This is a genomic window from Singulisphaera acidiphila DSM 18658 (genome assembly GCF_000242455.2).
Taxonomy (GTDB): Bacteria; Planctomycetota; Planctomycetia; order Isosphaerales; family Isosphaeraceae; genus Singulisphaera; species Singulisphaera acidiphila.
The window spans coordinates 7,340,750-7,355,410 of record NC_019892.1; the positions used below are offsets into that span (position 1 = coordinate 7,340,750).

Genomic DNA, 14,661 nt, shown 5'->3' on the forward strand with positions numbered 1-14,661 from the left:
GCGGAGCGGGTTGCCGTGGATCAGGTCACTTCCGCATACTGTTGCGGAGGGCTTGATCGACCGTGGCAGGTCTCGACCACGGCGCTGTCGGGAGTCGGGCTTGAGGATCGACCGTTCTTGCGTGCAGGTTGACCTACCCGCCGTGTCACATAAACGTCGATAGAACCGACTTGGTGAGCCTCATGCCGGTCCCGTTGGCCACATATCGCGTCCAGTTACATGCGGAGTTCGGTTTCGAGGCGGCAGCAGCGATCGCCGACTACCTGAGTGCCCTGGGGGTGAGCCACCTCTACGCCTCGCCCTACCTTCAGGCGAATCAGGGGAGCACGCATGGCTATGACATCCTCGACCACAGCCGGGTGAGCGAAGAGATCGGCGGTGCGGAAGCGCACGCCAAGCTCTGCGAGACACTCGGACGAAACCGACTCGGGCAGATCCTCGACGTGGTTCCCAACCACATGAGCATCTCGAGCCGGGACAACGTCTGGTGGTGGGATGTCCTCGAGAACGGTCAGTCGAGCCTGTATGCGCACTACTTCGACGTCGACTGGCAGCCTCCCGAACAAAAGCTCCATGACACGGTTTTATTGCCGATCCTCGGCGACCACTACGGGCGGATCGTGGATGCCGGCGAGATCAAGCTTCAGCACAATAACGGCAGTTTTACATTTCATTACCACGACCATGTGATGCCGGTGGCCCCTCGTTCGCTCAACGAGCTTCTGGAACGGGCAGCCCGCCGTTGCGATTCTCCTGACCTCGCGTTCATCGCCGACTCCTTTGCCAACTTACCGCACTCCACCGCCACTGACGGGCCGAGCGTAACGCGGAGACACCGGGATAAGGAGGTTTTGCGAAAGCAACTCTCCCGACTTTGCGCGGAGAACCCGGCGATCGCCTCGGCCATCGACAGCTTGGTCGAGGAGATTAACGTCTCGCCGAACGAGATCGATCTCTTGCTGGACCGGCAGAATTATCGGCTCGCTTATTGGCGATCGGCCGGCCAGGAGCTCGACTACCGCCGGTTCTTCGACATCAACACGCTCGTCAGCATGCGAATCGAGGATGAGCGTGTGTTTCACGACATGCACGTTCTGGTACTGAAATGGGTTCGCCAGGGAGTACTCGACGGCCTGCGGGTCGACCACCCTGACGGTTTGCGCGATCCCGCCCAGTATTTTCAGAGGCTCAAACAAGCCGTTCCTCACGGTTGGATCGTCGTCGAAAAGATTCTCGAGCCGGGGGAAACGCTTCCACAAGACTGGCCAGTCGCCGGCACAACGGGGTATGACTTCCTCAATCGCCTGGGAAGCCTACTGATCGATCAGGAGGGCGAGGGGCCGATCAGCGAGTTCTATTCCCGGTTCACCGGCGTGTCGACCGACTATCTGGCAATGGTCCATCAGAAGAAGCACTTTGTCCTCAAGAAGCTGTTCGGAAGCGACATTAATCGGCTGACGTTCCTACTCGCCAAGGTCTGCGAACGCCAGAAACGCTACCGCGACTACTCCCGGCGCGAATTGGACGCAATGCTTCGGGAAGTCATCGCCTGTTTCCCCGTCTATCGCTCCTATGTCCGCGCGGAGGCGGGGCAAGTCAGCGACCGTGATACGCTCTACGTCACCGAAGCCATTGAATCAGCGAAGCGGCACCGACCGGAAATTGATGAAGATCTCCTCGATTTCTTGCGTGATTTGCTGTTATTGCGAGTGCGCGGGACGCTCGAATCGGAGTTGGTCATGCGATTCCAGCAGCACACCGGTCCGGTGATGGCCAAAGGAATCGAAGACACCGTCTTCTACAACTACAACCGGCTGGTCGCGCTCAATGAGGTCGGGGGTGATCCGGGGCGCTTCGGCCTTGCGCTCGACCAGTTTCACGCAGACTGTCGCGAAACCCAGGAACACTGGTCGCAATCAATGATCGCGACCACGACCCACGACACAAAACGAAGTGAAGACGTCCGCGCACGAATCTCTCTGCTCGCCGAGATCCCCGACCGCTGGGCCGAGGCGGTCGAGCGCTGGGCCAGGCACAACGAACCGTACAAGACCGGCGGTTTCCCCGACCGGAACATCGAGTATCTCCTCTACCAGACCTTGGTCGGAGCCTGGCCGATCGATACCGCCCGGACGTTGCAATATGTGCAAAAGGTGGCACGCGAAGCCAAGGCCTACACGTCCTGGACCGACCCGGATCCGGACTATGAAGAGGCACTCCGCTCCTTTGTGGTGGCCCTGCTTGCGGACCCGTGGTTCGTGGCGGACTTGAACGGGTTCCTCACGCCCTTGATCGAGCCCGGTCGGATCAACTCACTGGCCCAAGTCCTCATCAAGCTGACCGCGCCGGGCGTCCCCGACATTTACCAAGGGAACGAACTCTGGGACCTCAGCCTGGTCGATCCGGACAACCGACGGCCGGTGGACTACGAAACGCGGCGCCGCCTGCTCGACGTCTTGCAGACCGCGACCGCCGAGGAGGTTCTCGCCCGTTCCGACGAGGGATTGCCCAAGATGTGGGTCACGAAGCAGGCCCTGGCCCTCCGAAAACGATTGCCAGTAAATTTCGGACCGGAGGGGGAATACCGCCCGATTCTTGCCGAAGGCCCACGCGCCGATCATGTCGTCGCATTCGCACGCGGCCACGGTTGCGTCGTCGTGGCTCCTCGGCTACCGCTTCGACTCGGTGGCCGCTGGGAGAATACGACGCTCCCGCTGCCCGACGGAGAATGGTACAACGAACTCACGGGAGACCTGGTTCCAGGCGGGTCGACTCCGTTGGCGACTCTCCTGAAACGGTTTCCGGTCGCCCTGTTGTCAAGCGCCGAACACTGAGAATCGCCACGCTTTGGAGAGGTTGGGAACGAATCATGGATGTAACCCAGGCGGATGAATCAGGAGATTTTCATGGCTGAGTCTGACCCGCTCTGGTACAAAGATGCGATCATCTATGAACTTCATGTGAAGGCCTTCTTCGACAGCAACGAGAACGGCCTGGGCGACTTTCCCGGCCTGATGCAGAAGCTCGACTACTTGCAGGACCTTGGGATTACCTGCCTCTGGCTCCTTCCTTTCTATCCTTCTCCGCTGCGTGACGACGGATACGATATCGCCGACTACTTCAGCGTCCACCCTGAATACGGCACGGTGAAGGACTTTCGCCAGTTGGTCCGCGAAGCGCACCGGCGAGGGATCCGCGTCGTCACCGAGTTGGTGATCAATCACACCTCCGACCAGCACCCCTGGTTCCAGGAGGCGAGGCTGGCTCCGCCTGGTTCGGCGAAGCGGAACTTCTATGTCTGGAGCGACAGCCCGAAGAAATACGAGGCCGCCCGAATCATTTTCACCGATACGGAGACTTCGAACTGGACCTGGGACCCGGTGGCCCAGGCGTACTACTGGCATCGGTTCTTCCACCACCAGCCCGACCTCAACTTCGACAATCCCCAAGTTCTCCGCGCCGTGTTCAAGGTCATGCGGTTCTGGCTCGATATGGGGGTCGACGGCATGCGGTTGGATGCCATTCCCTATCTCATCGAGCGCGAAGGGACGAACTGCGAAAACCTGCCCGAGAGCCACGAGATTCTCAAGAAGTTCCGCAAGGAGATGGACGAGCACTACAGCGACCGAATGCTGTTGGCCGAGGCCAATCAATGGCCCGCCGACGTGCTCGACTACTTCGGCGATGGCGATGAATGCCACATGGCATTCCACTTTCCCCTGATGCCACGCATTTTCATGGCACTTCGGCAAGAAGATCGCCATCCGATCGTGGAAATCATGCGCCAAACACCGGATATTCCCCCGGATTGCCAATGGGTCACCTTTCTCCGGAACCATGACGAGCTGACACTCGAAATGGTCACCGACGAAGAACGTGACTATATGTACAGGGAATATGCGGCCGACCCGCGGATGCGACTCAACTTGGGAATCCGCCGCCGCCTGGCTCCCTTGATGGGAAACAACAGGCGCAGCATTGAACTGATGAATAGCCTGCTCTTCTCCCTGGTCGGCACGCCCGTCATCTACTACGGCGACGAGATCGGCATGGGGGACAACATCTATCTGGGAGATCGCGACGGCGTCAGGACTCCGATGCAGTGGACCGGCGACCGGAACGCGGGCTTCTCGAGGGCCGACTTCGCCCGGCTCTACGCGCCACCGATCATCGACCCTGTCTTTGGCTACCAGAGCATTAACGTGGAGGCCCAGCAACGCGAGGCCTCCTCGCTCCTCAACTGGATGAAGCGCCTGATCTTGCTCAGGAAGCGATTCCAGGCCTTCGGGCGGGGAACTCTCGAATTCCTCCACCCCCGGAATCGCCAGGTCCTGGCATACATCAGAAGCTACGGGGATGAGAAGATTCTCGCCGTGGCCAACGTCTCTCGGTTCGTCCAGCCGTTCTCGCTCGACCTGGAGCAATTCCAGGGCTATACCCCCGTGGAGCTCTTTGGTGGGGTCGAGTTTCCGACGATCGGCGAGTTACCCTATTTCCTCTCACTCGGCCCTTACGCCTTCATGTGGTTTCGGCTCGACCGATTGACCCATTCCATCGACAGCGGCGTCGCTCGGGCGCCTGCGTTGCCCACCGAGGAACTGCCCAACCTCACCCTCGTGGGGGGATGGGACACCCTGATGGAGGGCAAGTCGCGGGCCACCCTCGAGCGAACCGTCCTGCCCAACTATCTTTTGCGCCAGCGCTGGTTCGGAGCGAAATCGCGGACTCTTGAAACAGTGAGCATCCGCGATTGGGTGACCTTGACCGGAGGAACGTCCCCTGCTCTGCTCGTCTTCATCCGCGCCTACTACAGTGACGGGCATTCGGATCGGTATTCCCTCCCTCTGGCCATCGCCGAGGGGGTCGCGGCCGAGTCGCTTTTGCTGAGCCAACCCGCCACAGTCTTGGCATTCGTCACGGCAGGAGACTCGGCGGGGGTCATCTATGACGCGGTTGCGAACGACGAATTCTGTGAACGCCTGCTCCAGACGATCGAGGGGCCGAGTGCGATCAAGACCCGGTCGGGAATGATCCAGGGGATCAGGACCTCGGTCTACGACCAGATCGAAGGAGAGCCCACGCCGATCCAACGAGGCTCGGCCGAACAAAGCAATTCCACGATTTTCTATGGCAGACGCTTCTTAATGAAACTCTTCCGGAGACTCGACATCGGGGTGAACCCTGACCTGGAAATCGGCCGTTTTCTCACGGAAAAGGCCGCATTCCCGAGAATCCCGAAGACGGCCGGGGCGTTGGAGTATCGCAAGAGTCGTTCCGAACCGATCACAATCGCCCTCTTGCAGGAGTATGTTTCCAACCAGGGTCAGGGGTGGCAACTGGCTCTCGACGTCCTCGGACGCTATTACGAGCACGTCAGCACGCAGGAACACCGGCTTTTCAAGATCGAGATCGAGAGTCGGTCCTTGATCGAGCTCGGTTCCATGGAGCCGCCCCCGGAGGTCTTCGAGGTCGTCGGCGCGGCCCTGAACACGGCGGGAGTGCTCGGTAAACGGACCGCCGAAATGCACCTGGCATTGGCCAGCGATTCCGAGGATCCAAGCTTTGCGCCGGAACCGATCAAGCAGGAGGAGCTTGCCGAGATGGTCAAGTCCCTTCACGTACAGGTTCGCAGGTCGCTCACCTTGCTTCGCGAGAAGCTCGCATCGCTCCCGGATCCTCTTCGGCCCCTGGCGCAAGAGATCCTCGACACGGGGGCCGGCATGGCCTCGCGATTCAAGCCGCTGGAAGAGGGGGTCGGTCCCCTCCTCAAGATCCGTTGCCACGGCGATTATCATCTCGGCCAGGTACTCTGGCATGAAAACGACTTTATTATTCTCGACTTCGAGGGAGAGCCCGGCCGCCCTGTCACCGAACGGAGAGAGAAGAAGTCCCCCTTGCGAGACGTGGCCGGGATGCTCCGTTCGCTCGACTACGCCGTCTACAGCAAGTTGATTAGCGTCAGTCACGACCAGCCGGAGAATTTCGATCGGCTCGAACCCTGGGCCAAGGTCTGGAAGAACTGGACGTCCGCCGCTTACCTGCGCGAGTACCGCGCGACGGCCGCTTCCTTACTGCCCAACGATGAATCCGTGATTTCGCTTCTGCTGGAGTTCTTTATGCTGGAGAAGACGCTCTTCGAATTCCAGTATGAACTCAACTATCGTCCCGACTGGGTTCGGATTCCCATGTTGGGCATCCTCCACCTGATGAAGCCCAGCCATTGATCCCGTTCCGACAGCGGAAATTGGAAGCCTTGAGGAGTTTTCAGTCGTGATGACAGGGCAGAGCACGGTTGTTAAAGGTCAGACACGAGCACACCACGAGAAGGGAGCGCCTCCTCCGCCTCGGGTTGTGATCGAAGGCATTCAGCCGGAGATCGACCACGGCAAGTTTCCCATCAAGCGAACCGTGGGCGAGAACGTGGTCGTCACAGCCGACATCTTCGCAGAAGGACACGATCTGGTCGCCGCCGTCCTTCGCCATGGCCCGATCGGCGGAACGGACTGGGCTGAAGTGTCCATGTCGGAACTCGGGAACGACCGTTGGAGCGGAACGTTCACGGTCAACAGCCAGGGGCGTTACGGCTATACGCTCCAAGCCTGGGTCGACTATTTCGCAACCTGGCGGCGCGATCTCTCCAAAAAAGTGGATGCCGGCCTGAATGTGTCGAGCGAGCTCCTCGAGGGGGCGGAACTCGTTAAACAGGCCGCGAAGCGGGCCAGCGGAGGCGATGCCGAGCAGCTCCGTGTTCAGGCGGACGTTCTGGGCCATGGTGGTGACATCGGCGTCCGTGTCAAGCTCGCCCTCTCCCCTGAGCTTACGTCGCTGATGTCGCGTTACGTTGACCGCAGCGGAGCCACTGCGTATGAGCGAATCCTCGGCGTCACGGTCGAGCGTGAGCGTGCTCGCTACGGCGCCTGGTATGAGATGTTCCCCCGTTCGAGCGCGCCCGAACCGGGTCGGCACGGGACGTTCAAGGACGTCGAGTCACGGCTTCCTTACGTTGTTGAGATGGGTTTTGACGTTCTCTATCTCCCCCCGATCCATCCGATTGGCCTGAGCTTTCGGAAAGGTCCGAACAATACCCTCACCCCCGGGCCCCACGATCCCGGCAGTCCCTGGGCGATTGGTTCCCCTGAAGGAGGGCACAAGGCCGTCTTGCCCGAACTCGGCACGCTGGAGGACTTCGACCATCTCGTGACCCGAGCCAAGCAACTCGGCCTGGAGATAGCGCTCGACATTGCCTACCAGTGCTCGCCCGACCACCCCTACGTCAAAGAGCACCCCGAGTGGTTCCGCCACCGCCCCGACGGCACGATCAAGTACGCTGAGAATCCTCCCAAGAAGTACCAGGATATTTATCCGATCGACTTCGAGTCGACTGATTGGAAATCGCTCTGGGAAGAGCTTCGCGATGTCGTTCTTTTCTGGGTGTCCCATGGGGTCACGATCTTTCGGGTCGATAACCCGCACACCAAGGCCTTTCCCTTCTGGGAGTGGCTGATCCGCGAAGTCTGGGATCGCCATCCCGACACGATTTTCCTCGCTGAAGCGTTTACCCGGCCGAAGGTGATGAAGTATCTGGCCAAGTCCGGCTTTTCCCAGTCGTACAGTTACTTCACTTGGCGGACGACCAAGGAGGGGCTGACCGAGTACTTCACCGAGTTGACGCAGACTGATGTGGCCGAATACATGCGGCCGAACCTGTTTGCGAACACCCCGGACATTCTCCACGAGTCGCTCCAGCACGGTGGCCGTCCTGCGTTCCAGGCTCGGCTCGTCTTGGCAGCCACCTTGGGGGCGACCTACGGCATCTACGGGCCGCCATTCGAGCACTGTGACGGCACTCCCGTGCGCCCTGGGTCGGAAGAATACCTCGACTCGGAAAAGTACCAGTGTCGCTTCTGGAACCTCGACCAACCGGGAACACTCCGCTACTTCGTGAGCCGGGTCAACACGATCCGACGCGATAATTCGGCCCTCCAGTTCGACCGCAACCTGCGTTTCTTCACGATCAGCAACTCTGAGATGATCGCCTACGCCAAGTCGTCGCCCGACCGCTCCGACATCATCCTAGTCATCGTCAACCTCGACCCGTACCATGCCCAGGAAGGCTCAATCCAGTTTCCGTTCTGGGAGTTTGGACTGAACGAGTCGTATCAGGTTCACGACCTGCTCACCGACGCACGATACGACTGGCGGGGGGAGTGGAATTTCGTCCGCCTCGACCCGCATGTCTGCCCTGCGCATATCTTCCGGGTTTGGCGCTAGACGACCGCGTCAGATGAGCTTTTTTTCCGAGACTCGGCTCTGCTCGGATGCGATGATGATGCGATCGGGCCGTTGGTGGCCCACGACCTCGATCGCATTTGGCAATGTCAATGTTGCCTCTCGGAGATCGCGTCATGAGTTCCTATTCATCAATGGGACTCCCAATCCTTCTGGTCTGGGGGTCCCTCTTTTGCCTACTCACTCCCGCAACAGCCGAGGATTTCACGTTCTTTCATGAGAACGTGCTGGGAACTTCGCTCGAATTGCGGACCAAGGCCGACACGGCTGAGGCCGCCTCTTGGGCGGAGGAGCGGATCTTACGGGAAGTCGATCGCCTTTCCGCAATTTTCAGCGGCTACAATGCAGCAAGTGAGTTCAGCCGCTGGCAGGCAACCTCGAATGTCGCGATCAAGGTCTCCCCGGAACTATTCGAGGTCTTCCAAGCGTGTGACGAATGGGCTGCGCGAACGGGCGGAGCCTTCGACCCGCGAGTCGAGGCGCTGACGCGGCTCTGGTCGAAATGCGCTAAGCAGAACCGCACTCCGACAGCCGACGAACTCTCCACAAACAAGGCATTGATGAGCCGACCCGCATGGCGGCTGGATGCGCAAGCCCGAACTGCCGAACGGCTGAGCAATTGCCCGCTGAGCCTGAACGCGATTGCCAAGGGTTATATCGTCGAGTCGGCCTGCAACGTAGCGCTGGACCGAGTCCGAGGAATTCGCGGCATTCTACTGAACATCGGCGGCGACTTACGGGTTTGTGGCGACCTCGTGCAATCGATTGACATCGTGGATCCCACAAGCGACTCCGAGGGGGCGGACCCCTTGTCGCGGGTCAAAATCCAGGCAAGCTCGGTCGCTACCAGCGGGAATTCCCAGCGCGGGTATCGAATCGGTAGCCAGTGGTACTCACATATTTTTGACCCCAGAACCGGGCACCCGGTCGAGAACATCACGAGCGCCACGGTTATCGCCAGTCGGGCCGAGGTTGCCGATGCCCTCGCGACCAGTTTCAATGTCCTACCCGTTGCCGAGAGTCTTCGCCTGGCGAACTCACTTCCGGACGTTCAGTGCCTCCTGGTCAATCGAGACGGGCAAACCTTCCGGAGCAACGGCTGGCCTGAGAGAGCCAAGTCCGCGGCGCAACCCACTGCGCTCGCCGTCGCCCCCTCGGAGTTGAGCGGTCAGGCCAAGGAACAGGCAGAAGCGAAGCCCGGCCCAGGCGGGATGTGGAATGAGGACTTTGAACTCCTCGTTGCTTTTGAGATCCAGCGCCCCGAGGGAGCGCCAGGTCGATATCGCCGACCCTATCTGGCTGTCTGGATCGAGGATAAGGAGGGAGCTTCCGTCCGCACTCTCATTTTGTGGGCTCAGAAAAATGCCCGATCACAGTGGGTACCCGACCTGCGCCGCTGGTATCACGGAGACCAGGCTCGTCGGCTGGTAGACGAATTCGACCTCCGCAAGACGTTGTCTCGGGCAACGCGTCCTCCTGGCAAGTATGATGTCGTCTGGGACGGGAAGGACGATCACGGCCGACAACTTCCCGCTGGCGAATATACGGTCAGCATCGAAGCGGTTCGCGAACATGGCACGTATCAGAGCATCCGTAAGCGAGTGACCGTCGCCAACAAGCCGTTCGTTGAGGATCTGAAGGGTAATGTCGAGATCAAATCCGCCACGCTCACCTATCGTCGAAAAGGTCAGGCACGCTAGCGCTCTGGCCGGATTGGCGGCCACCCCGCCGGGTCAACGTTCGTTTCGACGGACGTTCACGATTCGACTCGCCGCCCTGACGCGCTGGCTGCATATCTATGTTTCTATGTTCGGGCTGGCGGCCGTCCTCTTCTTCAGCGTGACCGGGCTCACGCTGAATCACCCGAACTGGTTTTACGGCGAAGCCGAGCGTTCGGTCCAATATCAGGGACAACTGAAACTCGCCTGGCTTCGCCCCAAGACAACCGGGAACGACAGCAAGGTCGATCTTGAAACAGAGCCACAAGTCGAAAAGCTCGAAATCGTCGAGTCCTTGCGATCGTCGCACCACATCCGTGGCGCACTGACTGATTTCAAGGTCGACGAAAGCGAGTGTACGGTCACCTTCAAAGGGCCGGGCTACTCGGCTGATGCCTTCATCGATCGCGAGACGGGTCGTTACGAATTGACCGAGTCGTCCCATGGTCTCGTCGCGATCATGAACGACTTGCACAAGGGACGCGACTCCGGAGCTGCCTGGTCGGTCTTGATCGACGTCTCCGCTGTGCTCATGACGCTGATCTCGCTCACTGGACTTATTTTACTGTTCTATTTGAAACGCCGACGGATTCCCGGCCTGATCGTCGGAGCGTTCGGTGCCATAATCGTCATCGCAATTGCTTTTTTGTTAGTTCCCTGACATAGATGGCAATGTACGTGTACATTCCTCACTTGAATGGCAGTCGAGCGGGGAGTGTGAACTCCCCGTCTTCGGATTCACTTCCACGTAGCCACAAAAGACAGGGAGTTTACCGCTCGCCCATTGGGGCGAGCGCCGTTCCCGGGACGAAGCGACTGCGCAACGAAAAACGCCCCGACCCTTCGATGAAGAAGGATCGGGGCGTCGTTGAAAAGGATTCCGGCGATCACCGACTTTCGCGCCAAAGGCACTATCATGGGCCTGACGGGCTTAACGGCCGTGTTCGGAATGGGAACGGGTGGGACCCCGTCAGTATGTTCGCCGGAAAAGCAACCGGCGGGCGATCAAACCCGCCGGTTCCGTGTGCTTACTCTCACAGTGGTCGTCACGCAAACTCAAACCGCGATTTCATGGGCATGACCAACCGACTTCGAGTCTCTTCACGACGCGTGGTCCCCGTTATTGGATGGGAATACGTCGCCGTGTGATCGATCGAATACGATCGGTGAATGATGCAACCCTGATTCCTGTCCTTCGCGTCCCTGATGGGAACCGGCGGACGGATCGGGGTGGTCAAGCGATCGGCTGTTAGGACCGGTCGGCTGCGGCGATCACTCGCCGTGCACTCCCGGCCTATCGACCTGGTCGTCTTCCAGGAGCCTTCGCACTTGCGTGCTGGAAACCTCGTCTTGAAGAGGGCTTCGCGCTTAGATGCCTTCAGCGCTTATCCTTTCCCGACCTAGCTACCCGGCGGTGCCCCGAGCGGGACAGCCGGTACACCAGAGGTCGGTCCTCCCCAATCCTCTCGTACTAGGGGAGACCCTTCGCAAGTTTCCTACGCCCACGGCAGATAGGGACCGACCTGTCTCACGACGGTCTGAACCCAGCTCGCGTACCGCTTTCATTGGCGAACAGCCAAACCCTTGGGACCTTCTCCAGCCCCAGGATGCGATGAGCCGACATCGAGGTGCCAAACCTCCCCGCCGCTATGGACGCTCGGGGGAGATCAGCCTGTTATCCCCGGAGTACCTTTTATCTGTTGAGCGACGGCCTTTCCATCCAGCACCGCCGGATCACTAACGCCGACTTTCGTCCCTGCTCGACTGATGGGTCTCGCAGTCAGGCACCCTTCTACGTTTGCGCTCTTGTTGCCAGATTGCCGACCTGGCCGAGGGTACCATTGCACTCCTCCGTTACTCTTTGGGAGGAGACCGCCCCAGTCAAACTGCCCGATGAGCACGGTCCCGGTCCGGGCTACGGACCGGTGAGGATCAGAGTCATTTCAGGGTGGTATTTCACCAGTGGCTCCCCGACGGCTGGCGCCGCCGGATCACGGCCTCCCACCTATCCTACACAGAAAGGACGCTGACCCAGTGCCAACCTGCAGTAAAGGTTCACGGGGTCTTTCCGTCTGACCGCGGGTACGTGGCATCTTCACCACGGCTACAGTTTCACCGGGTCCCTCGTGGAGACAGTGCTCCAGTCGTTACGCCATTCATGCAGGTCGGAACTTACCCGACAAGGAACTTCGCTACCTTAGGACCGTCATAGTTACGGCCGCCGTTTATCGGGGCTTCGGTCGCCAACTTCAGCTTACGCCTCATCGGCTCCCTTAACCTACCGACACCGAGCAGGCGTCAGACTCTATACGTCCTCTTGCGAGTTGGCAGAGTCCTGTGTTTTTGATAAACAGTCGCTAGAGCCGATTCTCTGCGGCTCTCCTTACGGAGAGCACCCCTTGTACCGAAGGTACGGGGTCATTTTGCCGAGTTCCTTCACGAGGGTTCTCCCGAACGCCTTCGGATACTCGCCTAGCACACCTGTGTCGGATTGCGGTACGGGCCGGATGGTTCGTCCCGACGGGGCTTTTCGTGGCCGGCTCGTCATCAGGCTTCCAGATCGAATGCTGTCGGCCTTGCGGCACGGGGTCATCTAACACCCCGACCTGACTGGAACCGGCGTCCTCCGTCGTTCAACCTTACCATCGGGTGGCGGAATATTAACCGTCTGTCCATCGGCTACGCCCTTGGGCCTCGCCTTAGGTCCCGACTGACCCTGGGCGGATTGACCTTCCCCAGGAAACCTTGTGCTTTCGGCGGACAGGCTTCCCACCTGTCTTGTCGTTACTCGTTCCGGCATTCGCACTCGCCCACGCTCCACTGGTCGTTTCCATCCAGCTTCGTTGCGGTGGGCGACGCTCTCCTACCATCATTGCTGATCCGCGACTGCGGCACGACGCTTAGTCCCCGTCATTTTCGGCGCGGGATGGCTCGACCGGTAAGCTGTTACGCACTTTTGAAATGATGGCTGCTTCTAAGCCAACATCCCGGCTGTCACCGCGATCCCACTTCCTTTGCCACTGAGCGTCGATTTGGGGGCCTTGGTCGGCGGTCTGGGTTGTTTCCCTTTTGAACGTGAAGCTTATCCCCCACGTTCTGACTCCCGGGGTCCGTCGTGCGGTATTCGGAGTTGGGTTTCGGAGGGTAGGCGGGAAGCCCCCCTACCGAATTCCGTCGCTCTACCCCCGCACGATATGTCCCGAGGCTGGCCCTAAAGCCATTTCGGAGAGAACGAGCTATCTCCAGGTTTGATAAGACTTTCACTCCTCCCCACGGGTCCTCCCCCAGTTTTTCAACACTGGTGGGTTCGGTCCTCCACGACCGGTTAGGGTCGCTTCAACCTGCCCATGGGTAGTTCACCTGGTTTCGCGTCTACTGCACCCGACTATGGCGCCCGATGAAGACTCGCTTTCGCTACGGCTCCCCCCCTGAAGGGGTTAACCTGGGGCCGGATACAGTAACTCGCCGGATCATTATGCAAAAGGCACGCGGTCACGCGGCCCGAAGGCATCGCGCTCCCACCGCTTGTAGGCACGGGGTTTCAGGTTCAGTCTCCTCCCCTCATCGGGGTTCTTCCCACCGTTCGGTCGCCCTACTGGGTTCGCTATCGGTCGTCATCGAGTGCTTAGCCTTGCGGGATGGTCCCCGCCGATTCAGGCCGGGTTTCACGTGCCCGACCCTACTCGGGTACCGAAGAGGGGAGTTCGCATCGTCGCCTACGGGGCTATCACCCGCTCTGGCGCTCCGTTCCAGGAGGCTTCGGCTGACGCTCACTCATCCCATGTTATCGGCCCCACGACCCCGAGTGGTGTCCCACTCGGTTTAGGCTGATCCCCGTTCGCTCGCCGCTACTGAGGGAGTCTCGGTTGATTTCCTTTCCTCCGGGTACTGAGATGTTTCAGTTCCCCGGGTCTCTACAGGCATTCCGGGATCGACGTTCGTTGGGCAACTCCCCCGGACATATCGCAGCCTTCCACGCCTGTCTCTCTGATGACGCCTAGGCATCCCCCCCGTGCCCTTAGGAGCTTGACCACGCCGATCCGGACGCCGCGGTTTCCCGAAGGAAGCTCGACAGCCGAATCTGCGAGGGGTCAGTCCCCGATCTATCTTCGATCGAGTGCCCAGCGTCTCGCGACGCAGGCTCACTCTCACTTGGGTAACGATCCCCATTGTGAGGCCGGTCGCTGTCGCAGCGATCGACACTCACGCATCCGTAAGGGTTCCACTGTATTGTGGAGAGATTCTTCTACTTGGTCTGCCACGACCACTTGTTTGCGGTTCTCACTTGCGTGACCTAACCACCGGATTGTGAAAGAGCAACCGAATTCCCATTACAACCCCGCAAGGCCGAAGCCTTGAAGAGCCATGCTCGGAATCCGCACTGGCCGCTGGCCAGGGGGTGAGACCGCGTACGGTCGCACCCCGCACCCAGCAGTGCAAAGCAAACGGAAGAACAGAAACAGAAAGGACCCCTCGAGTGAGGGGTCCCCTCATTGGTCGATCGTGTTCGTGGTGAGAAAACCTTCGTGGGAAGCCGGCGTAAAAACCATCTGATCAAGGAGACGGTGCCGATGCGGCTCTTCTCGAATCGCGACGGTGACCGAAGCCACGTCCCTCGATTCTCAGAGCCGAGATTTTCTAAGAAAAATCCTTA

5 protein-coding genes and 2 rRNA genes are annotated in these 14,661 nt (G+C 59.7%); 5 read left to right on the plus strand and 2 right to left on the minus strand.

What is annotated here, in order from left to right; translation table 11 throughout:
* The first annotated feature begins 182 nt into the window (after window positions 1-182).
* The 5 genes from treY to SINAC_RS28715 all read left to right on the plus strand — a co-directional run bounded on the left by treY (window position 183) and on the right by SINAC_RS28715 (window position 10,668).
* On the plus strand, window positions 183-2,834 hold the full coding sequence (gene treY / locus SINAC_RS28695) for a malto-oligosyltrehalose synthase (RefSeq protein WP_015249072.1): 2,652 nt from the start codon (window positions 183-185) through the stop codon (window positions 2,832-2,834).
* 72 nt (window positions 2,835-2,906) lie between these two features.
* The gene (treS, locus tag SINAC_RS28700; RefSeq protein WP_015249073.1) at window positions 2,907-6,224 is read left to right on the plus strand and encodes a maltose alpha-D-glucosyltransferase; all 3,318 of its coding nucleotides are present in this window, start codon (window positions 2,907-2,909) and stop codon (window positions 6,222-6,224) included.
* A gap of 49 nt (window positions 6,225-6,273) precedes the next feature.
* Window positions 6,274-8,271: an alpha-1,4-glucan--maltose-1-phosphate maltosyltransferase gene (locus SINAC_RS28705; RefSeq protein ID WP_015249074.1), complete on the plus strand. Its 1,998-nt coding sequence runs from the start codon at window positions 6,274-6,276 to the stop codon at window positions 8,269-8,271.
* A gap of 134 nt (window positions 8,272-8,405) precedes the next feature.
* A complete protein-coding gene (locus tag SINAC_RS28710; RefSeq protein ID WP_015249075.1) occupies window positions 8,406-9,989 on the plus strand; it encodes a DUF2271 domain-containing protein in 1,584 nt (527 codons plus the stop codon).
* A complete protein-coding gene (locus SINAC_RS28715; RefSeq protein WP_015249076.1) occupies window positions 9,934-10,668 on the plus strand; it encodes a PepSY-associated TM helix domain-containing protein in 735 nt (244 codons plus the stop codon). The genes SINAC_RS28710 and SINAC_RS28715 overlap by 56 nt, the downstream gene beginning before the upstream one ends.
* Before the next feature lie 217 nt (window positions 10,669-10,885).
* Here the strand turns inward: SINAC_RS28715 and rrf are convergent.
* Window positions 10,886-10,994, minus strand: a 5S ribosomal RNA gene (gene rrf, locus SINAC_RS28720).
* Between the two features lie 243 nt (window positions 10,995-11,237).
* Window positions 11,238-14,039: ribosomal RNA gene (locus tag SINAC_RS28725) — 23S ribosomal RNA — on the minus strand.
* Window positions 14,040-14,661: the final 622 nt, after the last annotated feature.